Below are 22,418 nucleotides of genomic sequence, written 5' to 3' on the forward strand. Positions count from 1 at the left end.
GTTAGCTGGCAGTGCCGGGCGCCGATACGCCTGATGCCCTGTCGGCTGCTGGGTGACGGTGCTGCAGTTCCGGACCTGGGTGGCGCAGGCTGCTTGACCTAGGTCGGTTGGTTTTATCGTGACGCAAAACAACAAGGGCGCCATTGGCGCCCTTGTTGTTGCTACTGAGTGCAGGGAAACAGCCTTACTCGGGCTTGGTTTCCACGGCCTTGGTTTCGACCATGACCAGTTCTTCCTGCACCGGTGCGGTGGACTGCGTCGGCTTCACTTCGCTACGGCGGCGGCGTGTTGGCGCTGCAATCTGCGGCAGTTCCGGCAGGGGCTCGAAGGCCTTGGTGGCTACCTGCACCAGGCCGACGTCCTCGGGCCGGCCGATTTCCGGCAGCTGGGGGACAACAGGCTTGGGCGCTTCAACCACAGCGGCTTCTACAACCGCTTCAACGGCAGGCGCGGGTGCCGCTATGGCTTCCACTGCTGCGGGCTCTGCCACTGGCGCTAAGGCGGCGGCTGCAACTTCGGCGGCGGGCGCGGCCACTGCCGGTGCTGCTTCCACGGCGGCAACTGCTGGCGCTGCTTCCACTGCTGCGGCCTCTGCGACGGCTACTGCCGGTGCAGGGGTGGCCTTGGCTTCGGCAGGCTGGGTAGCGGCTTCGCCCTTGCTTTCCCACCAGGCGCCTTGTGCAGGTGCGGCGGTGGTTGCTGCGGCAGGTGCGGCTTCAACCGGTGCGGGTGCGGCCTCTTGGGTGACTACAGGTGCAGCCACTTCGTTCTGGCTGGTTTCTGCGGCTACCGTGTCGGCTGCTTCATCGCTGCCGTTCTCGCTGCCTTCGCCCTGGTTCTGGTTGCTATCACCACCGCGTTCGCCACGGCCACCACGACGGCCACGACGACGACGGCCACGGCCTTCGCTACCTTCAGCGCCTTCAGGTTGCTGGCCGTCTACCGGCAGCAATTCCTGCTGGCTTGGCTCCTCGCCCTCGGCCTGTTGTGGCTTGGGTTCGGCTTGCGGGCGTGGTTGACGCGGTTCGCGCGGCTCACGTGGTTCGCGCTCGGCGCGGGCCTCATTCGCTTCGCGCGGCTCACGCTGCTCGCGTGGCTGGCGGGGCTCGCGTGGCTGACGCGGTTCGCGGGCTTCGCGCGGCTCGCGCTCTGCACGGGCTTCGCTTCCTTCACGCGGTTCGCGCTGTTCACGCGGCTGACGCGGCTCGCGTTGCTCGCGGCCCTCGCCTTGTTGCCGTTCGTTGCGGTTTTCGCGTTCGCCACGGCCTTCGCCCTGGTTGCGGCCTTCATTGCGCTCGCCACGTTCGCGACGCGGCTGGCGTGGCTGCTCGTCTTCCTCGATACGGGGCTTGCTGCTGCCACGGCGTTCTTCGCTGTTGTTGCCACGACGACCGTCGTTGTTGCGCGGCTGTTCGCTGCGTTGCTGCTCGCTGCGCTCGCCACGGCGGCCTTCGCCACGGCGGTTGCCACGGTCACGGCCGCCCTTGTTGGCGGGTACGGGCTGCTTCACTTCTTCGACTTCGGGGCCCTTGAAGAAACGGACTATGCGTTCGAAGAAAGACGGCTTGGCCTCGACCGGTGCGGGCTTCTCGACAGCAATAGGGGCCGGCTGCGACGGGGTGATGGCCTTGACGGCGGCTTCCTGGCGCGGCTTGGCGGGCTCGTCGTTCTTGCCCTTGCCGTGGCTGTGTTCTTCCTCGGCAGGCGATTCCATCATCTTGTACGACGGCAGGACTTCCTCGATATGGTTGAGGTCGTCGTGGCGCAGACGGGTAACGGTGTAGTTGGGGGTTTCCAGGTGGATGTTGGGGATCAACACCACGCCAACCTTGAGGCGCGACTCGATGGAGAAGATGTCCGCACGCTTTTCGTTCAGCAGGAAGGTGGCGACATCGACAGGCACCTGGGCGTGGATGGCGCCGGTGTTCTCCTTCATGGCCTCTTCCTGAATGATGCGCAGGATGTGCAGGGCCGAGGATTCGATACCACGGATAAAGCCGGTGCCATGGCAACGCGGGCAGGGCTGGTGGGCGGTTTCGCCCAGGCTGGGCTGCAGGCGCTGGCGGCTCAGTTCCATCAGGCCGAAGCGCGAGATCTTGCCGGTCTGCACGCGGGCACGGTCATGGCGCAGGGCATCGCGCAGGCGGTTTTCCACCTCGCGCTGGTTGCCAGCCTTTTCCATGTCGATGAAGTCGACCACGATCAGGCCGCCCAGGTCACGCAGTCGCAACTGGCGGGCGATTTCGTCGGCGGCCTCCAGGTTGGTGCGGGTGGCAGTCTCTTCGATATCGCCGCCCTTGGTGGCGCGGGCCGAGTTCACGTCCACCGATACCAGGGCTTCGGTATGGTCGATCACGATGGCACCGCCGGAGGGCAGGGCCACTTCGCGCGAGAACGCGGTTTCGATCTGGTGCTCAATCTGGAAGCGCGAGAACAGCGGAACGTCGTCCTTGTACATCTTCACGCGGTTCACGAAGCCAGGCATCACATGGCTCATGAACTGCTGTGCCTGATTGAACACGAATTCGGTGTCGATCAGGATTTCGCCGATGTCAGGCTGGTAGTAGTCGCGAATGGCGCGGATCACCAGGCTGCCTTCTTCATAGATCAGGAAGGGAGCGGGATTGTCGCGCTTGAGGTGCTTGCCCTCGGGCGAGGTAGGGGTGGGGACGTACTTGGTAATGGTCTTGCCAGGGCGCTCTGGATCGGCGGCCTGCAGCTCGAAGCTGGGGGTGGCGGCTGAATCGATGGCTTTCCACAGCTTGAGCAGGTAGTTCAAGTCCCACTGCAGCTCTTCGGCGGTACGGCCTATGCCGGCAGTACGGGCGATGATGGACATGCCGCTGGGCACGTCGAGCTGGTCCATGGTGGCGCGCAGTTCTTGGCGCTCTTCGCCCTCGATACGGCGCGATACGCCACCGCCGCGAGGATTGTTGGGCATCAGCACCAGATAGCGGCCGGCCAACGAGATAAAAGTGGTGAGGGCAGCGCCCTTGTTGCCGCGTTCGTCCTTTTCAACCTGGACGATCAGCTCCATGCCTTCTTTGAGCGCGTCCTGGATGCGCGAACGGCCGTCGGCGCCTTCCTTGAAATAGGAGCGGGCAACTTCCTTGAAGGGGAGGAAACCGTGGCGGTCGGTGCCGTAATCGACAAAGCAGGCTTCGAGCGAGGGCTCGATGCGGGTGATGACGGCCTTGTAGATATTGCTTTTGCGTTGTTCCTTGCCGACGGTTTCGATATCCAGATCAATCAGCTTCTGGCCGTCGACGATGGCGACACGAAGCTCTTCAGCTTGTGTCGCATTGAACAGCATGCGTTTCATGTTTCGTTCTCCCGCCGCCGGACAGGCAGGGGCGAACACACCGACGGCGGTTGGCCGTCGAGGGAAGACTCAGGCAGAGAGGCGTTGCAAATGGTTTAGCAAGGCGTAGGTCCCCAAGGTTCCATACTATCGTCGCGGCCGAGAGGTCGTTGCCGCGCACGGGTGTGTCCTAGTATTGCCGACTGATAGCCCTGGTTTATGGGGGCATCAGCCTGCTGATGTCCGGTCGTGCGTTTTGTCACTTTGTGCCGTCGTTGCTTTGCGGTGAACGACGTTAACCGCACCGGCATTGGCCTTGTCCGAGTTTCCCTGGTTTGGCGCACCTAAGCGCTCACGTCTGCCTTGCGCACGTGGTGCCTGGCGGGTAGCCGGCACGGCAAGAGAGAAAAAGACGTAGGGGAAAGAGCGGGAAAGGCCGCGCGAGCCGGTCGCGCGTGAGATAATCCGTTCCTTTGAAGACCGCAGCGGCCATTTTGGCCCGGTGCGGTAGAACAGACGGTCTGCCGCCGGTGGTTCCGGCAAGGCCGGCCTAAGCGGATGGCAAGACCGCCAGAGTATATGTCAGATGGACACCCCTAGCAAAGTTTCGTACCTCGTGGTCGGCAGCGAAGAAGCCGGCCAACGTTTGGATAACTATTTGATGAAGCACCTTAAGGGTGCGCCGAAGTCGCTGATCTACCGGATCGTGCGCTCGGGAGAGGTGCGGGTGAACAAGGGGCGGGCCGACGTCACCTATCGCACGGTGGAAGGCGACCAGATACGCATACCGCCCATCCGCCTGGCGGAACCCAGCGCCAAGCCTAGCCAGGCAGCTGCGGCCCGTGGGCCGGCACTGCCCATACTGTATGAGGACGAGGCGCTGCTGGTGATAGACAAGCCGGCCGGCGTGGCGGTGCATGGCGGCAGCGGCGTGAGCTTTGGGGTGATCGAGCAATTGCGTGCCTTGCGGCCCCAAGCCAAGTTCCTGGAGCTGGTGCACAGGCTGGACCGCGAGACCTCCGGCATATTGCTGGTGGCCAAGAAGCGGGCTGCGCTGGTGGCCATGCACGAGATGTTGCGTAATGACCGCGGTATGGACAAACGCTATCTGGCACTGGTGAAGGGGGTGTTCCCCGACGCAAGGCGGCATGTGCGTTTCAAGCTGCAGAAATATGTCACGGCAGACGGTGAGCGCCGGGTGAACGTGACCCCCGATGGCCAGGACTCCCACACGGTATTCAACCGCAAGGCCGCCTTTGCCGGTGCCACCTTGCTGGAGTGCGAACTGAAAACCGGCCGTACCCATCAGATACGGGTGCACTGTGCGCAATCGGGCTTTCCTATCCTGGGCGATGACAAGTACGGCGATTTTGCACTGAACAAGGCGCTGCCGCGGCAAGGGCTCAAGCGCATGTTCCTGCATGCCTGGCGGTTGACGCTGAACCATCCCATCAGTGGCGAGCCGCTCAAGCTGGAGGCGCCGCTGCCCTTGGAACTGCAAACCTATATGAACAGCCTGGAATCGCTTTGATGGCCGACCGCTTTGATCTCCTGATATTCGATTGGGACGGCACCCTGGCCGATTCCACCGCACTGATTACCCGTTCCATCCAACTGGCGTTTGCCGACGTCGGCTTGGCCGTACCCAGCCGGCAGCAAGCCAGCTACGTGATTGGATATGGCCTGAATGAAGCCATGCGCTTCCTGGCCCCCGAAGCCACGGCAGCACAGGTGGCGCAGATCGTGGATGCATACAAGACCCACTACCTGGCCCGCGACGGCGAGATTGCCTTGTTCGATGGCGTGGCCGAGGCCTTGGCTCACTACCGCTCGGCGGGCTACCAGATGGCCGTGGCCACCGGTAAATCGCGCCGTGGCCTTGATCGGGTATTGGAACAGACCGGTATGGGGGCGTTTTTCGAGACCACCCGCTGTGCCGACGAGTGCCATTCCAAGCCGCATCCGCAGATGCTGGAGGAGATCACTGAATTACTGGGTGTCGCGCCCCAGCGCAGCGTGATGATAGGCGACACCACGCACGACCTGCAGATGGCGCTGAACGCCGGCACGCCTGCACTGGGCGTGGCCTATGGTGCGCACCCCAAGGCCGATCTGGCTGCGTTGCAGCCGCTGGGCCTGTTCGATACCTTTGCTGAACTGGATGGGTGGTTGCGTGAGCATGGCTGATTATGCTGGGCGCAAGTGGCGTATCTGCGCCAGCGAAGAACTGCCCGACAGTGGCTTGGGTAAGCGCTTTCAGGCCGAGTGGGCCGGCGTGCCGGCACCGGGGTTCGTGGTGCGCTGGCATGGCAAGGTACAGGGCTACCTGAACGCCTGCGCCCACATACCGGTAGAGCTGGATTTCAATGAAGGCGACTTCTTTGACCTGAGCCGTTCGTATTTGATCTGTGCTACCCACGGCGCATACTATAGGCCCGATACCGGGCTATGCCTGGGGGGGCCGTGCAAGGGTGCGCGGCTGACCAAGCTGGTGCTGGTGGAAGAGGGTGGTGAGGTATTCTTTCTGCCGGATGCCCGGCCTGAACAGGATGGCTGGCGCTGAGCCGCTATCCCAAGATGATTGACTGGCCGGATGGCAAGCGCTGTCTGGTGTGATTGGTAACAGAGGAAACTATGAGCGAGCAAGAAAACCCGAACTGGGAACGTCAGGTGCTGGAGCGCCTGGTCATGACGACGCTGAAGGAACAGCGCAAGAGCCGTAACTGGAGCATCTTCTTCAAGTTTGCCGGCTTTGCCTGGTTGTTCCTGGTGCTGGCCATCATCGTGACCTGGCGCCATGGCGAAGCCCCTGAAGGCACTACTACCGGCCCGCATACCGCGCTGGTTGACCTGACCGGCGTGATCGCAGCGGGTGAGGGCGCCAACGCTGACACCATCAACGAGGGCTTGCGCAATGCCTTCAAGGACAAGAATACCAAGGGCGTGATACTGCGTATCAACAGCCCCGGCGGCAGCCCGGTGCAGGCAGGCCAGATCAACGATGAGATCAAGCGCCAGCGCAAGCTGCACCCCAATACACCGCTGTATGTGGTGGTGGACGATATCTGCGCCTCGGGTGGTTACTATGTGGCGGTGGCCGGCGACAAGATCTATGTCGATAAGGCCAGCCTGGTGGGCTCGATCGGCGTGCTGATGGATGGCTTTGGCTTTACCGGTGCCATGGAGAAGCTGGGTGTGGAGCGTCGGCTGCTGACGGCGGGTGATAACAAGGGTTTCCTGGACCCCTTCTCGCCGCAATCGGCTACCCAAACCGAATACGCCAAGCAGATGCTGGGCGAAATCCACCAGCAGTTCATCGACGTGGTGCGTACCGGCCGTGGCAAGCGCCTGAAAGAGACGCCTGACATGTTCTCCGGCCTGGTGTGGAGTGGCGAGAAGAGCGTGGCCCTGGGCCTGGCCGATGGTTACGGCAATGCCGAAAGCGTGGCGCGTGACGTGGTCAAGGCCGAGGAGATCGTCGACTTCACCCCGCGCGAGGATTGGGCACAACGCTTTGCCCGTTCCATCGGCGCTTCTGCTGGCGCCCAACTGGGCAGCTTTATGGAACTCAAGCTAAAGTAAGACTGGCCGATATCTATCCGGTGTAAGGTTGATCGGTTCAAGGCACGGCCCGGTAGTTTGGGCCGTTGCTGTCTCCAGGGATGAAAACAATGGCGCGCAAGCGTAAGCACGAGGACCACGACAACCACGAGCGCTGGCTGGTGTCGTACGCCGACTTCATTACCCTGTTGTTTGCCTTCTTTGTGGTGATGTACGCCATCTCGCAGGTCAACGAGGGCAAGTACAAGGTCTTGTCCGATTCGCTGACCGTGGCCTTCAGCAAGCCTGATACCTCCAGCAATGCGCTGCTGAAAAGCGATCCCAATGGCAACAACCAGAATGTGATCGCCCTGCCATTCAAGGAGCGGCGCGAGGCGCAGAAGCTGCTGCAGGAACAGGCCGAGAAGGCGGCGGCCATGAAGGAAATACAGTCCGAGCTGAAGGAGGCGCTGGCCCCCATGATTGATGACGGCCAGATACGCATCAGCGAGAACAAGCGCGGGGTAGCCATCGATGTGAACGCCAACCTGCTGTTTCCGGTGGGCTCGGCCACGCTGGAGACCACGGCCAGTGGTTCGTTACGGACCATTGCGCAGAAACTGGCACAGGGCAAGAACCTGATCCAGATCGAAGGCCATACCGATAACGTCCCCATTGCCTCGCCGCAGTTTCCCTCCAACTGGGAGCTGTCCGCAGCACGCGCCGGCACGGTGGTGCGCCTGTTCGAGGCCAGTGGCGTCGCAGCATCGCGGCTGGTGGCGCTGGGCTTTGGCGAGAACCGCCCGGTGGAACCCAATGAGAACGCTGCCGGACGCTCGCGCAATCGGCGGGTGACCATACAGATACTGACCGACACCAGCGAACAGCCGGCAACGCTGCAGAGTGCGCCTACCGCATGATGGGGCCTGCGGGGCGTTGCTTACACCTCAATACCGAGTCGCTTGCCGGGGTTCTGAGGTGGCTGGCATCCCGATAGGCTTCCCAACCCGATGCAGCATGCCGCAAAAAACCGCCATAGCTGGCGGTTTTTTATCGTGCGCGGGTAGTGCGCTATTAGGTACGGCCGGGTCGGCCGGGTGCGACTTACATGGCTTCCAGCACGGCAATACCCAGCAAGCCCAGGCCTTGTGCCAGTACCTTGGCGGTCAGGTCGCAGACCTTGAGGCGGGAGGCATTGGTCTGGCCGTCCTGTATTACTGGACAGGCCTCATAGAAACGCGAGAAGGCGGTGGCCACGTTGTACAGGTAGGCGCAGAGGAAATGCGGCTGGCTGTCGTGCGCCACTTGATGCACCACATCGGCGAAGCGCGACAGTTCCAGGGCGAGAGCGTGCTCGGCAGGCTCAGTCAATGCAACGGTAGACTTGCTGTCCCACTCTCCCACCTTCCGGAAGATACTGCGGACGCGGGTGTAGGCAAACAATAGGTAAGGTGCTGAGTTGCCTTCGAAGGACAGCATGGTGTCCCAGTCGAAGATGTAGTCGGTGGTACGGTTCTTCGACAAATCGGCATACTTGAGCGCACCAATGCCAACCGCTTTGGCGATTTCACGACGGGCGGACTCGTCGAGCTCTGGGCGCTTTTCGCTGACCAGTTGGTAGGCGCGTTCAATGGCTTCATCCAGCAATTCCCCCAGCTTGATGGAGTCGCCAGATTTGGTCTTGAACGGCTTGCCGTCCTTACCCATGATGGTGCCGTGTGCCACATGTTCCAGTTGCAGGCTGGCAGGCGCGAAGCCGGCCTTGCGCGCCACTGTGAACAACTGCTGGAAATGCAGGGCCTGGCGTGCGTCCACCACATAGAGGCAGCGATCGAGCTTGAGCTCGCGGGCACGGAAACGGATGGCGCCCAGGTCGGTGGTGGCGTAAAGGTAGCCGCCACCTTGCTTCTGCACGATATAGGCTGCCGGATCGCCTTCCTTGTTCTTGAACTCGTCCAGGAACACCACCTGGGCGCCCTGGTCTTCAGTCAGCAGGCCCTGCTGCCGCAGTTCGTCCACCAGCACCGGCAGGTCATTGTTGTAGAAGCTTTCACCACGGACATCGCCATCGTTGAGCAGCAGGCCCAGCTTTTGGTAGATATCGTTGCAGTGTGCCAGCGACAGCTCGACGAACTGCCGCCACAGCGCTAGCACCTCGGCATCGCCACCTTGCAGCTTGACCACATAGTCACGGGCCAGGTCAGCAAAAGCAGGGTCTTCGTCAAAGCGCTTCTTGGATGCCTTGTAGAACGTATCGAGATCCTTGAGCGCGTATTCCGCCTCGCCCGCCTTGCGCGATTCCACCATGAAGGCGACTAGCATGCCGAACTGGGTGCCCCAGTCGCCCACATGGTTTTGCCGTATCACATCCTGGCCGACGAAATCATTGATGCGGGCAAGCGCGTCGCCAATGATGCCGCCACGCAGGTGACCAACGTGCATCTCCTTGGCCAGGTTGACCGAAGAGTACTCCACCATCACCCGTTGGCGAGGCAGGGCATCGACGCCCAGCTTGGGGTCGGTCAGGGCGGTTTCGATCCGCTGGGCCAGGAAGCCGTCATCGAGCTTGATATTGATGAAGCCAGGCCCTGCTATCTCGAGGCTGGCGGCGATACCGGCCAGATCCACACTGTCTATGACCTTCTGGGCCAGCTCCCGCGGATTGAGCTTGAGTGCCTTGGCGGCACCCATCACGCCATTCATCTGGTAGTCGCCAAACTCGGGGCGGCCAGCCAATTGCACCAATGCCTGGCCGTCGGGTGCGCCTACCGCCGCAAGGGCAGCAGCAAAGCGTTGATTCAGTAGGGGAAGCAGAGACATATCAGTTGTGCCATCCAGGCCGGCGACCAAGCCTGCCGGGAGAGGGCAGGCGGCGCGACATGGGTAATTAGGGAAAACAGTCTGGGTGGCAGGCGGCATCCCCTCACACAGCCCTCTCCCGGAGGAGAGAGGATAGGCAGCCTGCATTGGGCGCTATTGTACCGGCTGGCGGTAGGCCGACCAAATCATCGGGATACGGTAGCGAGCACGTCGAAGTATTCGGGGAAGGTCTTGCCCACGCAGCGCGGGTCGTTGATGCGTATGGGTGTGCCGCCCACGGCCACCAGCGAGAAGCACATGGCCATGCGGTGGTCGTCGTAAGTATCAATGACGGCATGGGGTGTGAGCACGGCCGGTGGGGTGATGCGCAGGTAATCGGCGCCTTCTTCCACCGTGGCGCCCACCTTGCGCAGTTCGGTCGCCATGGCGCTGAGCCGATCGGTTTCCTTCACGCGCCAGCTGGCGACATTGCGTATGGTGGTGGTGCCATCGGCAAACAATGCCAGCACGGCAATGGTCATGGCCGCATCGGGGATATGGTTGAGATCGGCGTCGATGGCGCGCAGCTTGCCGCCACGGGCGGCGACAGGGCCGCTGGATTCTATCCAGTCCTCGCCCAGCGCAATCAGCGCGCCCATCTGTGCCAGGGTATCGGCAAACTTGACGTCACCCTGGATGGAGTCTGCACCCACGCCTTCCACCCGCACCGGGCCACCACCCAGGGCGCCAGCGGCCAGAAAGTAGGAGGCAGAGCTGGCGTCACCCTCGACATGGATCAAGCCGGGCGAGTGGTAGGACTGTCCGGCAGGCAGGTGGAATTCGCTCCAGCCACGGCGTTCCACATGCAGGCCAAAGCGGCGCATCAGGTTGAGGGTGATCTCGATATAAGGCTTGGAAATCAGCTCGCCGGTGACTTCGATCAAGGCATCTTCGCCGCTCAATGGTAGGGCCATCAGCAGGGCTGTGAGGAACTGGCTGGACACATCCCCGCGCACGCGAGTACGCAGGCCAGGGCGCTCATTGTGCTGATTCTGCCAGGGCTTGATGGCCAGCGGCGGGTAGCCTTCCGTACCCAGGTAGTCGATTTGCGCGCCCAGCTCGCGCAGCGCGTCCACCAGATCGCCTATGGGGCGCTCGTGCATGCGTGGTACGCCGCTCAGCTGGTAGTGGCCCTGCATCAGCGCCAGCGCGGCAGTCAGCGGACGGAAGGCTGTGCCAGCATTGCCCAGGAACAGATCGGCCTGTTGGTTGGGAAACTTGCCCCCCACGCCTTCCACCCGATAGGCGCGCTCGCCGGTTTGCGTCCAGTGCACGCCCAGGCTGGTCAGTGCCTCCAGCATGCGGCGGGTATCGTCCGAGTCGAGCAGGCCGCGCACCTCGGTGCTGCCCTCGCTGAGCGCAGCCAGCAAGAGAGTGCGGTTGGAAATGCTCTTGGAGCCTGGCAGGCGTACCGTACCGGCGGTGGCAGTGCTGGGGGCGAGATCGAGATGTTCCATGGGCGGCCGAATAAAAATGTTGCGGTGCAGAAGGGACTGCCGAGTGTAGCCGGGGTGGGCTGTGCTGGAAAGCTGACGTTCGCGGCAATGAGGTGTCTTGGCTATCGGGGGCTAATCCAGGCTGGGCGTGGAGAGGGGGATGGCGCTGCGGTGCGGTAGCTTTGCCAGCGTCACCTATAGTGGGTATTCAAGCCTAGACACAGGAGCAGGCCATGCGACACATCTATCTAAGCAGCGCGGCAAGGGTGGGCTGCCTGGCCCTGGTTTGTGGGACGGTGGCGGCGGCCAACTGGTCCGACCCCTTTATCGGCATGCGCTACGGTACCGATTATGCCGAGCCCGGCAATACCAAGGATATAAGCAAGCGCATCGTGCAGCTTCAGTATGTGGGTGGCTTTGCCTATGGCGATAATTTCGTAAACCTGGACCTGCTGTTCTCCGAAGCCGACGATCCCGCCCGCAATGGTGGCGGCGCCCGTGAAGCGTATCTGGCCTATCGCAATACCTTGAGTTTCTCGGCCATACGTGGGCAGCCGGTGAAGTTTGGCCCGGTACGCGATGTAGGCTGGATGACAGGGATAGACCTCAATACCAAGGACACCCGGTTTGCGCCACGCAAAAAGCTGTTTGTGACCGGCCCCAAGCTGCGTTTCGATGTGCCGGGCTTTTGGGATGTGTCGCTGCTCTTCATGAAGGAGCGCAATAACAACGGCATAGTGGGGCGCCGAGTGAATTTCGATGCTACCTGGGGCGTCAGCACGGCCTGGAGTTTCCCCATCAGTACCAGCGTGCCGCTCAAGTTCAAGGGCTTTGCCAACTATATAGGCGAGAAGGGCAAGGATGGCTTTGGCGTGCAGACCGAGCCGGAAACATTGTTGGAGTCTGCGCTGCTGGCGGATGTCAGCAAACTATATGGCAAAAAGAACCAGCTCTGGACAGGTGTGGGCTACCAGTACTGGCGCAACAAGTTCGGCAACCGGCCTGGGAATGGTACGGAGGCCAAGGTGCCGCAACTGCTGCTGGAGTTTCATTTCTAGGGCGGTGCGGTTGCCGTCACCTAAGCAGGCTGGTAGTGCCTGCAATGAACTCATGTCATGGATGGTGGCGGAATGAGCAGGCGCCAGGGCAAACCTGGCGCTGGACGTCAGCGTAGCCTGAACCCGCAGGCTCTCTCCTGTTTGAATCACCCTCGGCAATCCGCTGCCGTTCGGTTTTTCAACGACAGCAGGTTTTTACAGGGTTCGCCTCGTGCCAGGTGGACGCATTGAAGGTGCCAGTCGCACCCCGCTTGCCCCCTGTCCGCACCCTGTGGAGCGCGGCATTGCGTACCGGCCGCCGTATTGTGGTGGCGCGGTTATTCTGCCTGGCTTGTGGCCAGCATCACCGCCCAGACACGAAAGCGTGAGGGAAAATATACCTAGGCCGGTGGTGAATAGGCTTTCTATCTTTGTGTAATTATCCGTATTATTCTGATAAATATTCCTGAAATTTTCACAAATATAGAACAGGATTCTTAATCAAGATGACGGCTGCCAAACATCGGCCTCTGGACGCCCAGGACCGCAAGATACTGCGTGCGCTACAGCGCAATGCCAGGCTCAGCAATGCCGAGCTGGCGGAACAGGTAGGCCTGTCTACCACGGCGTGCTGGAACCGTACCCGGCAACTGGAAAACGAGGGTTATATTCAGGGCTATGTGGCCTTGATAGATCAGCAGAAGATGGGTTTGGCCGATACGGTACTGCTGGAAGTGACGCTGGACAGGCACGAGGATGATGCACTGGCCCGCTTCGGCGAGGAGCTGGCGCTGCTGCCCGAAGTGCTGGAGGCCTATCTGGTCTCGGGCGAATACGACTACCTGGTCAAGGTGGCGGTCGACGGCACGGCTGGCTATGAGCGCTTTCTGCGCGAGAAGCTGTACCGCATCTCAGGCATACGCCATAGCCGCTCGATGTTTGTGTTGCGCTGCATGAAGCAAGTGTCGTCCGTGCAGGTTTAAGAGCCTGTTCACGATTTTTCACCCCGGCGAAAAGATCGTGAACAGGCTCTTATTGACGGATAGCAGCGCGCTCACGGTAATGCAGCCAGCCTTCCATCAGCGCAATGACACAGGATGACGCTGCCAGTACGGGCATGCCCAGCATCAGGATGGGTAGCAAGGGCCAGGCAGCTATCGGCAAGGCTCGCCAACTGCCGGGCAGCAGCCTGGGCAGCACGCTGGCGCCGTGACGGCGACGCTGGAAGTACATCACCCAGCCGGAGACAAGGGAAAACACGACGCCCAGGCCAAACAACAGCAGCAAGCCCTGGTTCCACCAACCGAAATCGCCCCGGTGAAATGGTATGCCTATAGCCGTTGCCTTGCTGAATGCGGTTTGCTGTTCCCAGCCTGCGTAATACAGACCTTGGCCGGTATATCGATCCAACAGCAGCTCAAAGCGCTTGAGCGGCTCTGCCGTGTTGATGCTGTTGGCGCGCCAGACACCTAGAGCCTGCTTGGGTGGGGTGAGCTGCATGGCGATCTGTGGTGCCTGTTGCCGGCTGTGATCCCAGATGGCTTGCCAGCCTAGGGGTGTCGCACCATCGGGCGCCTGCGATTGCAGCTGCTTGGGCGCTCTGGGCGGCGCTTGGCCCGTCATATCGCGTAGGCTGCGTATCTGCTCGCCTGCATACTTGCTCCAGGTGAGCCCGGTGGTGAGTATCACCAGACTGATCAGGCTGAGCACCAGACCCAGCAAGGCATGCCATTGGCGCCACCAGCGCCGTCCCTGCAATCCCTTGCGCGGCAGTAGCGATGGCAAGCTATCGGGCCATGCTAGGTAAATGCCTGTCAGCAGCATGATCATGAGCCAGCTGGCAGCCAGTTCGATCAACCAGCGCCAACCTTCACCTTGCAGCAGGCTGGCGTGCAGGCTTTGCGCCCATGAGCTGAACTGCTCGTCCTCCCACAGACTGCCCAGTATCTGAGCAGTGTAGGGGTCTACAAAAATGATGAGCCGACCCCGATCCGCCGTTGCCGCATGCCCATGCCGTGCGTGCTCGCCAGCCAGGCCCGGATCTGCGCTGAACACCATTTGTGCGCTGTCGGTCGGCAAGAAGGGCGGGCGTACGCTATGGAGCACCATGCCGGAGGGGGCGTGCCGGGTGGCACGGTCTATCAAGCTGTCCAGGCTTTGCCGGCTGCCGCTGGCCTGTACCTCCCGCAGTGGGCTGTAAAGCTGTGATTCGATTTGCGGCGTGAATACGTATAGCAAGCCTGTCAGCGCAGCCAGCAAGGCAAATGGCGAGGCGATCAGCGCAGCCCAGAAATGGATGCGCCAGAGCAGGCTGCGGCGGCGGGCTTGCAACGACGGCAGAGTGGGCAAGGCGTGGGAGGGCAAGTGGGGTTCGCTCAGTTATCGAAACGCAGTTCGGCAAAGACCGTGCGCTGGGTATAGGGGTGGAAGGCCCAGTAGCGGGTGTTGTTGAGGTTGTCTACGCCTACGGCAGCGGACCATTGCTTGCTGAAGCGGTAACGAGCCCGGATGTCGGCCACCAGAAAGCGGCTGACGCTGGTATAGGTGTCGCCATTTGGGTCGGAATTATCCAGCGTACCGTATTGCTTGCCGCTGTAGCGCAGGCCCACGCTGGTGCTGAGCGCGGCACTCAGATGATAGCTGGCCAGCAGGTTGGCCCGCCATTGTGGCACCCGGGGCTGCCAGCGGCCCACGCTGGCGGGGAAGCGTGCATTGCGGGTGATGATGGAATGGGCGTAGGTCAGGCTGCTGCTGAGATCCAGGCCATGCAAGCCCACATCCTGCAATTGCAAGGCCATTTCCAGGCCCGTGGTACGTATGGCATCCACATTCTGGATATTGGTGACGTTGGGTGTGACGGTGACATCGGTCTGCGAGTACAGCGCGTCGCGGCTGTCTTCAAGGAACAGGGTGCTGCGCAGGCTACCCCCATCCAGCCGCCGCTCTGCCGTCAATTCGCTGGTCCAGGCGCGTTCGGGTTTGAGCTTGGGGTCGTTGTTGACAATGACACCGGCTGAGATGGTGCCCTGGTAGAGCTCGGCCACCGTGGGCATGCGCACCGAACGGCCCAGCGAGGCCTTGAGCTGCCAATCCGCATTGGCCCGGTAGGCGAGCGCGGCCTTGGGCGAGAAGTGCTGTTCGCTGCGCTCGGCAAAGCGGAGCCGGCTGGTGGCATTGGCAATTTCGCCACCCCAGGCCTGCCAGCGTTCGAAGCGGCCACCCAGGGTGGTGCGCCAGTCTGGAGCAAAGCGCCAGGTATCCTGCAGGTACAGGCTTTGCAGGCGGGTATTGCCGCTGAAGGCGGAAAGGGTTGTTTCAGCACCGCCGTGTTGCCAATGGCGGGTGCCACCCACCCGTGTACGCAATTGATAGGTGTCGGCTTGCACGCCTAGATCGATCTGATGCTCGCCCTGTGGGCCACCGGGGTGCCATATGCCTTTGAGCGACAGCGTACGCCAGCCTGTACCGGCCATGTCGGTAAGCTGGCCATTGCCCCCCGTCAGCGCAAGGGGCAAAGGCGTGGTGGGGCTGCGTACCTGATCGCGATGGTAGTCGTAGAGGCTGCCGGCGATTTCCCAGTCGAACTGTCCTTGACCATGCTGCTTGAGCGACAGGCCATGCATCAGATGGGTAAGCGCGCCACGGCTGGTGCCAAAGTCGGTGGCCTGCAGGCTGTACTGCCGACCGCCGAGGACGATATTACCGCTATAGACGGGCCTGCCCTGCGTATCGCGCAGATAGCTGTCCGAGTGGCGCTCGGCATGGTTCTGCCACCAGCCCAGGGTGTAGCTGGCCCGCAGGCCGGGCGTGAAATCGTAGGCCAGCTTGGCCTTGGCGTGGCGCTGCACGGTGTGTACCTGATTGCTTGCACCCAGTATCCACCAGTCCTGGTTCTTCGGATTCTTGTCGGCTATGGCGCCGGTCACGGCAACGCCGTTGCTGATGGCCGTGCCACTGCTGGCCAGTTTATTGACGAAGGCAATGGGCTGGCCATCGCTATCGAGCTGGTTGACGTTGAACCACCAGGACCAGTTGCCGTTGCGGTTGCCCAGCGAGGCGCTGGCCTGATTGCCACTGTAGTGATCATCGGTGCCGTACTGCTGGTAGCCCTGGCGAAATCCACTTAGTTTGACATGGGCTTCGAACTGCCTGGGCATGCGGGTAACGTAATCGACCACCGCGCCGACGGCGTTGCCGGAGTAGGCGGCAGAGAATGGGCCGTAGAGCACGTCCACCCGCGCAATCTCCTCGGGCGTTACCAGGCCCCAGCGTGGGGTAAAGCTGGCGCCGTTGCCCAACAGGTTGGAGAGCAGGATGCCGTCGGCGTAGACCAGCGAGCGGGCGCTGTTGCCGGTGCCGGAGGCACGGCTGGCAAGCACGGCATGATCGTAGTCACCGATAAAGCGCTTGCGCACATTCAGGCTGGGCAGGTATTTGAGCGCGTCTTCGCTGTCGATGGCGTTGATGGTTTCCTCCACCTGCTTGCCGCTGATGCCCTCCACGGTGGTGGGGATATGGCGTGGCAGGGAGCTGACCCGCTGGCCAGATACCGTGATGGTGCCCAGCTCTTTAACCGGCGCTTCCTTGTCGCGATGATCTGCAAAGGCCTGGGCAGATACGGCTGCCAGCAAGGCTGCGGCCAGTGGTGTGTACTGCATGCTGCGCTCCCTGTTTGAATCGGCCGGATTCTAGGGAACTTGGGGTGGCGCGGCCTGCGACATGTTGTCGCGGCAGCTTAGCCTGGGCGCGCTGTCAGGCGCTGTATGGTGAAGGCGAGGTATGCGCCGATGACGCACAGCACCTACCCATCCACTTCGATCAAGGCCTCAAGGTAAGGCCCATCGGATGAAATAAAGCGTGCAATGGGCATGGGCAGATACTCACACAGGCTTGATCAGGTAGACACAGCGGCGGGCACCCGCCAGGGCGTGTTCGGCACGCTCCACCGTGCAATCCGGACCCAGCACCCGCTGGAACACCTCCAGCTCGGAACGGCAAAACCCCTGGCATACGCGTGCCGCGGCGCAGATGGGGCAATGGTTCTCTATCAGCAGCAGGCTGCCATCGGCGGCAGGCTGGACTTCGGCCATATAGCCTTCCTCGTCGCGGGCCTGGGCCAGGTGGGCTACCTTGTCGTCCAGTGTTGGGCTGCTGGCCAGCCGCTCGCGGTAAAGAGCCTCGCTACTGTTTTCGCGGGCGCTGATCAGCTTGTCCAGCCCGGCCTCGCCGAACAGGCTGCGCACCTGCTCCAGCAGTTGTAAGGTCAGGTCGGCGTGGCGGTCCGGGAAGCGGGCGTGGCCGGCCTCGGTCAGTAGCCAGTAGCGGGCTGGCCGGCCTACCTTGTCGGCGCGGTCCTCGCTGCTGAGCAGGCCTTTCTCCTGCCAGCCTTCCAGGTGGCGGCGGGCGCCCATGGAGGTGAGATCCAGCATGGCCGCCAGTTGCTGGGCAGTTTGCGGCCCGCGGGTCTTGAGCAGGAAGAGGATTTGATCGGCGGTATTCATGAATGCACGGTCTGGACTGCGGCATCTTGTGAGGATGCTAAGCGCCAGTGGGTGATACGCCAGGCTGCCCAGGTGGTGGAGGCGGCACCCAGCAACAGGATCAATCGGGTATCGATCAGCGTCAGCACAGCACCTGCCATGGCCATGAGTATATTAGCCAAGCAGAAGGTGGTGGCCAGCAGGCCCATGACGGCTCCCTGGCCATGGTGGCCAAAGCGGTCGGCACACCAGGCGGGCACGATGGCGTTGTAATAGGCGTTGGGGATGGCAAACAGCACGATGGCAGCTAGGCCGAAACGGACATCGGCCAGGGCGACAAAGGCGACCGTGGCGGCAGTGCCATAGGCATAGAGGCTGGCGCGTTGCAGGGGCGGTGTATTGCTGGGGCGGCCGGCCAGCAGGGAGGTGGCCGTCATCAGCCCGCATAGCGCCGCAGTGGCCCAGGCTATGCCGCGGGCGTCGTAGCGGGCGAACTCCACCAGCCAGAGCGGATAGAACTCGTAGAAAGCAGTGACGCCGCAGGTATAGGCCAGCTGTATGGCAAACAGGGTGCGTAGCTCGGCGTGGCGCAACAGATTGAGTGCATGTTGATGGCGAGCCACCTGCCACCACGAGGTGGTGGCCTTACTGGCGGATTCACGCGGCAGGGCCAGCGCTACCAGCAGGGCGGTGAGCAGCAATGCGATGGCGGCCACCCAGAAGGGGGCCGTCACGCCCCAACCAAGGGTCGCGGCGGCCAGCAATGGCCCGGCCAGCCAGCCGAGGTAAAAGGCACCGTTCAACCAGGAGAAGGCGCGCACCCGCAGGTCACCCTCCAGCTTGTCGGCCAGCAGGGCCCGGGCGACCGAGCCATTGCCTTCCAGCAGGCCGGTGGCAAAGCGTGCCAGCATGAACAGCGGGTAAGACTCCAGCACCAGTGCCACTGCCGTGAGGGCATGGCCCAAGGCGGCGCCCAGGGCGGTGGTGATCAGTACCGGGCGGCGTCCATAGCGGTCGGACAGGGGGCCCAGCAAGGTGGAGCCGATCAGCAGCCCCAGCGGATTGATGGCCAGCGCCAAGCTGAACAGCAGCTTGGGTGGCAGCCCCATGAAGTGATTGAACTCATTGACACTGCCAGCCGCGAACAAGGGTGGCAGGATGGGGTAGGGCAGGGCGGCGCCTATGGTGGAAAGCAGGGCCAGCAGGCAGGCCGCAGTGATCAGCAGGGTGTGTTTCATGGCGGAGGCCGGTATGGGGGCAGGGCTTCAGTGTGCAACGCGTACGCCATTAAGTAAACAAAAATAGTTACAAATTAACGGAGAGGGCTGAACTTGCGGCGCGTGCCGGCGTTGTATCGTCACCCTGCTGTCATCTGCCGATTTTGCTTTGCCGAACAAGGGCGTAAACTTCCGGCCTTTCCCCCGCAGTCAAAAACAGGCCGCCATGAAGCCCGCTATTCACTACCGTATCGTACCCGTCTCGCCCGAAGCCCATCTGTTTGAAATCACGCTCACCATAGACAAACCAGAGCCTGCTGGTCAGCGGCTGGGATTGCCGGTCTGGATACCGGGCTCCTATCTGGTGCGTGAATTTGCCAAGAATATTGTCAGTATCGAGGCGTTTGATGAACACGGCGCCTTGCCCATGGCCAAGCTGGACAAGCGCAGCTGGCAGGTAGCCCCTACCCGTGCACCGTTGACGGTACGCTACACCGTGTATGGATTTGACCTGTCGGTGCGTACTGCCTACCTGGACCAGACCCGTGCCTTTTTCAATGGCACCAGCCTGTGCCTCGGGGTGGAGGGTCAGCTTGATGCACCCGTGGTCGTGGACCTGGTGGCGCCAGCAGGCAAGGACTACCGTGAATGGCGGGTGGCCACCTCGCTCAAGCCCCTCAAGGCCAAGCCCTTTGCCTTTGGCAGCTATACGGCGGCCAATTACGACGAGCTGATCGATCACCCGGTTGAGCTGGGCGACTTCACCCTGATCCAGTTCAAAGCCTGTGGCGTGCCGCATGATTTCGTGCTGTCGGGCCGTTTGCCCAAGATCGATTCCAAGCGCTTGGCGCGCGACGTCAAGGCCATCTGCGAGTACCAGATCAAGCTGTTTGGCGAGCCGGCGCCCTTTGATCGCTATGTGTTCATGAGCTTTGTCTCGGGGGACGGCTATGGTGGCCTGGAGCACCGTGCCTCCACGGCGCTGATGTGCAGCCGCGACAGCCTGCCGCAGCCGGGTGAGACCGGCATGAAGAGCAGCTACCGTCAGTACCTGGGCTTGATCAGCCATGAGTATTTCCATACCTGGAACGTCAAGCGCATCAAACCGGCGGCCTATGCGCCTTACCCGGCTGATGGCGAGGCATATTCCCGCCTGCTGTGGGCGTTCGAGGGGCTGACCAGCTATTACGACGACCTGACACTGGTGCGTACCGGCCTGATCGAGGTGGATAGCTATCTCGAGCTGCTGTCCCATACCATCACTGGCGTGTTGCGCTCGCCTGGCCGGCAGGTGCAGACGCTGGAGGATTCCAGCTTCGATACCTGGATCAAATACTATCGCCCCGATGAGAACGCCCCCAACAGCATGGTGAGCTACTACACCAAGGGTGCGCTGGCAGGCATGTGCCTCGATCTTCATATCCGCAAGGAAACTGCAGGCAAGCAATCGCTGGACGATGTGATGCTGGCCCTGTGGCAACGCTATGGCCGCGATTTCTATCAGGGCAAGCCGGTGGGTGTGCCAGAAGAGGGCTGGGAGGCCGTGGCAGAGGAAGTAACGGGCCTCAAGCTCAGGCCGCTGTTCGACCTGTTGCTGCGCAGCACCGAGGAGCTGCCGCTGGAGACGGCGCTGGCCCAGGTGGGGGTGCTATGGCAGGCGCGTGCCCAGGTGGGTGCCGGCGACAAGGGTGGCTGGCTGGACAAGGCCAAGCCAACCGGCGTGTGGCTGGGTGCGCGTACCGGCACCGATGCCGGCCTGGTGAAGCTGACCCATCTGTTTACCGATGGCCCGGCCATGAATGCCGGTTTGTCGGCCAATGATGTGCTGGTGGCAATAGACGGGCTCAAGGCCAACCAGGCCAATCTGGACGCTGTACTGGCCACGGCCAAGCCGGGCGACAAGCTGGAGGTACTGGCTTTCCGCCGCGATGAGCTGCTCAAGTTCAAGCTCAAGCTCGATAGCGCACCAGCCACGACCGTGGGCTTGAAGGCGAGCGAAGAGGACAAGGCCAAGCTGGCTGAGCGGCGCGCTTGGCTGGGAGCCTGAGGCCAAGCTGGCAGAGCTATGCCAAATCCCCAAGTCCGGCGTAGCGGCGTTGGCTAGGCCGGGCTCGGAAGCCTGATATCGACGCAACATGGGCTCGATACCAGAGGCGGGATTTGCATGCGCAATGCGATACAAGTGACGAAGGGGTTGGCACCTTGCTGTGCCAACCCCTTCGTCTTATTCCTTGCAGGGAGCCTTGAGAAGCCTCCCTTTGATCGCACTACGGTGTTGCCGCGCTCAGTACCTCAAATCCAGGTAATGACACGGCGTATGCTTTGGGTAGGCACTCGCTTCTATTCAGCACAGTCCTAAAAAATCATCTGTATGTTCGATGGCGAACATATTGATTGGCTTATTTGGCGCAAGATGAGCCTTGGCAACTTCGGATTTTGTCATTGCTTGTGTGCGTGCACCAAAAATAGTGGGCTCAAGTGGTTTTGAGTTTTTGATCTCCCATAATATGGTTCCGAGAGTACCGAAATGTTGATCAAGCACCGGCCCCAGCAGAATCACCTCCTTGCCGCTTTGCCGCCAGAGGTTCAAGAGCGTTTGTTCCCTTATCTGGAATTGGTGCCCCTGCCATTGCGTGCAGTCTTGTATGAATCAGGGCGTCCCATGCGTCACGTTTACTTTCCGACGGATGCTATTATTTCGCTGCAATATGTGATGGAAAATGGCGCATCAACCGCGATACTTGTTGTTGGCAACGAAGGCTTGCTAGGTATTACGTTGTTTATGGGCGGGGAGAGCACACCGAGTAGGTCATTGGTGCAGAGTGCAGGCTACGCCTATCGTCTACCCAGACAGCGGGTGAAGGAGGAGTTCAATCGCCATGGTCAGTTGCTACTGCTGATGCTGCGCTATACACAGGCGCTAATCACGCAAATCTCCCAGACGGCAGTGTGCAATCGTCACCATTCCATCGACCAACAACTCTGCCGCTGGCTGCTGCTTTCCATGGATAGACTGTCACACAATCGCTTGACCATGACGCAGGAGTTTATTGGCAATATGCTAGGTGTTCGCCGAGAAAGCGTCACCCAGGCTGCGTTGAAGCTGCAACAGCTCGGTGCCATTACCTATTCGCGTGGATTGATCAAGGTGCTTGACCGGCCCATGCTCGAAACGCTGAGTTGTGAATGTTACTCTGTGGTCAAGAAAGAAACCGATTTACTGCTTCATTACCTGCCGCAGCGCCAAGTCATAACAAATACCGACACCATTCCAACTGTGGCGCTTCATACCGCGTAGAGAGGTGGCGCAAAAGCCGCAGCGGTCTCACAAGAATCCGTGCAGGTTAATGGCTCCGCTGCGTGGCAAATAAAACGGTCATATAGGCCCGCTAGAATGCAGTCTTGAAACTTGGTAAGACAGGGCCCAGGGCCACTAGCAAAAAGCAGCGATGCGTTTCGGCTGGGCATGCAATGAGAAGCCCGTATCTGGGTATGGCAGGCTGATGCAACAACGCCAGCAGGGATTGGCTCGTGGCGCTCAATACCCG

16 protein-coding genes are annotated in these 22,418 nt (G+C 61.4%); 9 read left to right on the top strand and 7 right to left on the bottom strand.

Annotation, left to right across the window (positions count from 1 at the left end):
• Positions 1-184 precede the first annotated feature (184 nt).
• The gene (locus QWZ03_RS09160; RefSeq protein ID WP_290332412.1) at positions 185-3,322 is read right to left on the bottom strand and encodes a ribonuclease E/G; all 3,138 of its coding nucleotides are present in this window, start codon (positions 3,320-3,322) and stop codon (positions 185-187) included.
• Between the two features lie 565 nt (positions 3,323-3,887).
• Between QWZ03_RS09160 and QWZ03_RS09165 the strand changes: the two genes are divergently transcribed.
• The 5 genes from QWZ03_RS09165 to motD all read left to right on the top strand — a co-directional run bounded on the left by QWZ03_RS09165 (position 3,888) and on the right by motD (position 7,761).
• A complete protein-coding gene (locus QWZ03_RS09165) occupies positions 3,888-4,832 on the top strand; it encodes an RluA family pseudouridine synthase (protein WP_290332413.1) in 945 nt (314 codons plus the stop codon).
• A complete protein-coding gene (locus tag QWZ03_RS09170) occupies positions 4,832-5,488 on the top strand; it encodes an HAD-IA family hydrolase (protein WP_308447536.1) in 657 nt (218 codons plus the stop codon). Before QWZ03_RS09165 ends, QWZ03_RS09170 begins: the two co-directional genes overlap by 1 nt.
• Complete coding sequence (locus tag QWZ03_RS09175) at positions 5,481-5,864, top strand: Rieske (2Fe-2S) protein (RefSeq protein WP_290332415.1); 384 nt, start codon at positions 5,481-5,483, stop codon at positions 5,862-5,864. The genes QWZ03_RS09170 and QWZ03_RS09175 overlap by 8 nt, the downstream gene beginning before the upstream one ends.
• 71 nt (positions 5,865-5,935) lie before the next feature.
• Complete coding sequence (locus QWZ03_RS09180; protein WP_284196826.1) at positions 5,936-6,883, top strand: S49 family peptidase; 948 nt, start codon at positions 5,936-5,938, stop codon at positions 6,881-6,883.
• An 89-nt stretch (positions 6,884-6,972) separates the two neighbouring features.
• Positions 6,973-7,761, top strand: coding sequence for a flagellar motor protein MotD (gene motD / locus QWZ03_RS09185; protein ID WP_284196825.1), 789 nt, complete (start codon positions 6,973-6,975; stop codon positions 7,759-7,761).
• 184 nt (positions 7,762-7,945) lie between these two features.
• Here the strand turns inward: motD and argS are convergent, their stop codons facing one another.
• Both argS and aroA read right to left on the bottom strand, forming a co-directional pair.
• Positions 7,946-9,661, bottom strand: a complete 1,716-nt coding sequence (argS, locus tag QWZ03_RS09190) for an arginine--tRNA ligase (RefSeq protein WP_290332417.1) — start codon at positions 9,659-9,661, stop codon at positions 7,946-7,948.
• A 185-nt stretch (positions 9,662-9,846) separates the two neighbouring features.
• The gene (aroA, locus tag QWZ03_RS09195; protein ID WP_290332418.1) at positions 9,847-11,157 is read right to left on the bottom strand and encodes a 3-phosphoshikimate 1-carboxyvinyltransferase; all 1,311 of its coding nucleotides are present in this window, start codon (positions 11,155-11,157) and stop codon (positions 9,847-9,849) included.
• Between the two features lie 212 nt (positions 11,158-11,369).
• On the opposite strand from aroA, the gene QWZ03_RS09200 reads away from it, so the two are divergent.
• Together QWZ03_RS09200 and QWZ03_RS09205 are read left to right on the top strand one after the other, a co-directional pair.
• Positions 11,370-12,194, top strand: a complete 825-nt coding sequence (locus QWZ03_RS09200; protein WP_290332419.1) for an outer envelope protein — start codon at positions 11,370-11,372, stop codon at positions 12,192-12,194.
• A gap of 485 nt (positions 12,195-12,679) precedes the next feature.
• The gene (locus tag QWZ03_RS09205; RefSeq protein ID WP_284196821.1) at positions 12,680-13,156 is read left to right on the top strand and encodes an Lrp/AsnC family transcriptional regulator; all 477 of its coding nucleotides are present in this window, start codon (positions 12,680-12,682) and stop codon (positions 13,154-13,156) included.
• A 49-nt stretch (positions 13,157-13,205) separates the two neighbouring features.
• On the opposite strand, the gene QWZ03_RS09210 is transcribed toward QWZ03_RS09205, so the two are convergent.
• The 4 genes from QWZ03_RS09210 to QWZ03_RS09225 form a co-directional block, all read right to left on the bottom strand.
• Positions 13,206-14,537, bottom strand: a complete 1,332-nt coding sequence (locus QWZ03_RS09210; RefSeq protein WP_290332420.1) for a PepSY-associated TM helix domain-containing protein — start codon at positions 14,535-14,537, stop codon at positions 13,206-13,208.
• 11 nt (positions 14,538-14,548) lie between these two features.
• On the bottom strand, positions 14,549-16,831 hold the full coding sequence (locus tag QWZ03_RS09215) for a TonB-dependent receptor (protein ID WP_290332421.1): 2,283 nt from the start codon (positions 16,829-16,831) through the stop codon (positions 14,549-14,551).
• Positions 16,832-17,053: 222 nt separating this feature from the next.
• Positions 17,054-17,674 carry a helix-turn-helix transcriptional regulator gene (locus tag QWZ03_RS09220; protein ID WP_290332422.1) on the bottom strand — a complete coding sequence of 207 codons (621 nt, stop codon included), beginning with the start codon at positions 17,672-17,674 and terminating at the stop codon, positions 17,054-17,056.
• Positions 17,671-18,891 carry an MFS transporter gene (locus QWZ03_RS09225; RefSeq protein WP_290332423.1) on the bottom strand — a complete coding sequence of 407 codons (1,221 nt, stop codon included), beginning with the start codon at positions 18,889-18,891 and terminating at the stop codon, positions 17,671-17,673. Before QWZ03_RS09225 ends, QWZ03_RS09220 begins: the two co-directional genes overlap by 4 nt.
• 205 nt (positions 18,892-19,096) lie before the next feature.
• Here QWZ03_RS09225 and QWZ03_RS09230 point away from each other — a divergent pair, with 205 nt between their 5' ends.
• Both QWZ03_RS09230 and QWZ03_RS09235 read left to right on the top strand, forming a co-directional pair.
• On the top strand, positions 19,097-20,917 hold the full coding sequence (locus tag QWZ03_RS09230) for a M61 family metallopeptidase (protein WP_290332424.1): 1,821 nt from the start codon (positions 19,097-19,099) through the stop codon (positions 20,915-20,917).
• Positions 20,918-21,397: 480 nt separating this feature from the next.
• The gene (locus tag QWZ03_RS09235) at positions 21,398-22,168 is read left to right on the top strand and encodes a Crp/Fnr family transcriptional regulator (RefSeq protein ID WP_290332425.1); all 771 of its coding nucleotides are present in this window, start codon (positions 21,398-21,400) and stop codon (positions 22,166-22,168) included.
• Positions 22,169-22,418: the final 250 nt, after the last annotated feature.

This window comes from Chitinimonas viridis (assembly GCF_030409555.1).
GTDB classification, from domain to species: Bacteria; Pseudomonadota; Gammaproteobacteria; order Burkholderiales; family Chitinimonadaceae; genus Chitinimonas; species Chitinimonas viridis.

What these genes read in the sequence shown, in the direction of transcription:
- QWZ03_RS09160 (WP_290332412.1), bottom strand. Translation starts at nt 3,322, where the DNA reads ATGAAACGCATGCTGTTCAATGCGACACAAGCTGAAGAGCTTCGTGTC.
- QWZ03_RS09165 (WP_290332413.1), top strand. Translation starts at nt 3,888, where the DNA reads ATGGACACCCCTAGCAAAGTTTCGTACCTCGTGGTCGGCAGCGAAGAA.
- QWZ03_RS09170 (WP_308447536.1), top strand. Translation starts at nt 4,832, where the DNA reads ATGGCCGACCGCTTTGATCTCCTGATATTCGATTGGGACGGCACCCTG.
- QWZ03_RS09175 (WP_290332415.1), top strand. Translation starts at nt 5,481, where the DNA reads ATGGCTGATTATGCTGGGCGCAAGTGGCGTATCTGCGCCAGCGAAGAA.
- QWZ03_RS09180 (WP_284196826.1), top strand. Translation starts at nt 5,936, where the DNA reads ATGAGCGAGCAAGAAAACCCGAACTGGGAACGTCAGGTGCTGGAGCGC.
- motD (WP_284196825.1), top strand. Translation starts at nt 6,973, where the DNA reads ATGGCGCGCAAGCGTAAGCACGAGGACCACGACAACCACGAGCGCTGG.
- argS (WP_290332417.1), bottom strand. Translation starts at nt 9,661, where the DNA reads ATGTCTCTGCTTCCCCTACTGAATCAACGCTTTGCTGCTGCCCTTGCG.
- aroA (WP_290332418.1), bottom strand. Translation starts at nt 11,157, where the DNA reads ATGGAACATCTCGATCTCGCCCCCAGCACTGCCACCGCCGGTACGGTA.
- QWZ03_RS09200 (WP_290332419.1), top strand. Translation starts at nt 11,370, where the DNA reads ATGCGACACATCTATCTAAGCAGCGCGGCAAGGGTGGGCTGCCTGGCC.
- QWZ03_RS09205 (WP_284196821.1), top strand. Translation starts at nt 12,680, where the DNA reads ATGACGGCTGCCAAACATCGGCCTCTGGACGCCCAGGACCGCAAGATA.
- QWZ03_RS09215 (WP_290332421.1), bottom strand. Translation starts at nt 16,831, where the DNA reads ATGCAGTACACACCACTGGCCGCAGCCTTGCTGGCAGCCGTATCTGCC.
- QWZ03_RS09220 (WP_290332422.1), bottom strand. Translation starts at nt 17,674, where the DNA reads ATGAATACCGCCGATCAAATCCTCTTCCTGCTCAAGACCCGCGGGCCG.
- QWZ03_RS09225 (WP_290332423.1), bottom strand. Translation starts at nt 18,891, where the DNA reads ATGAAACACACCCTGCTGATCACTGCGGCCTGCCTGCTGGCCCTGCTT.
- QWZ03_RS09230 (WP_290332424.1), top strand. Translation starts at nt 19,097, where the DNA reads ATGAAGCCCGCTATTCACTACCGTATCGTACCCGTCTCGCCCGAAGCC.
- QWZ03_RS09235 (WP_290332425.1), top strand. Translation starts at nt 21,398, where the DNA reads ATGTTGATCAAGCACCGGCCCCAGCAGAATCACCTCCTTGCCGCTTTG.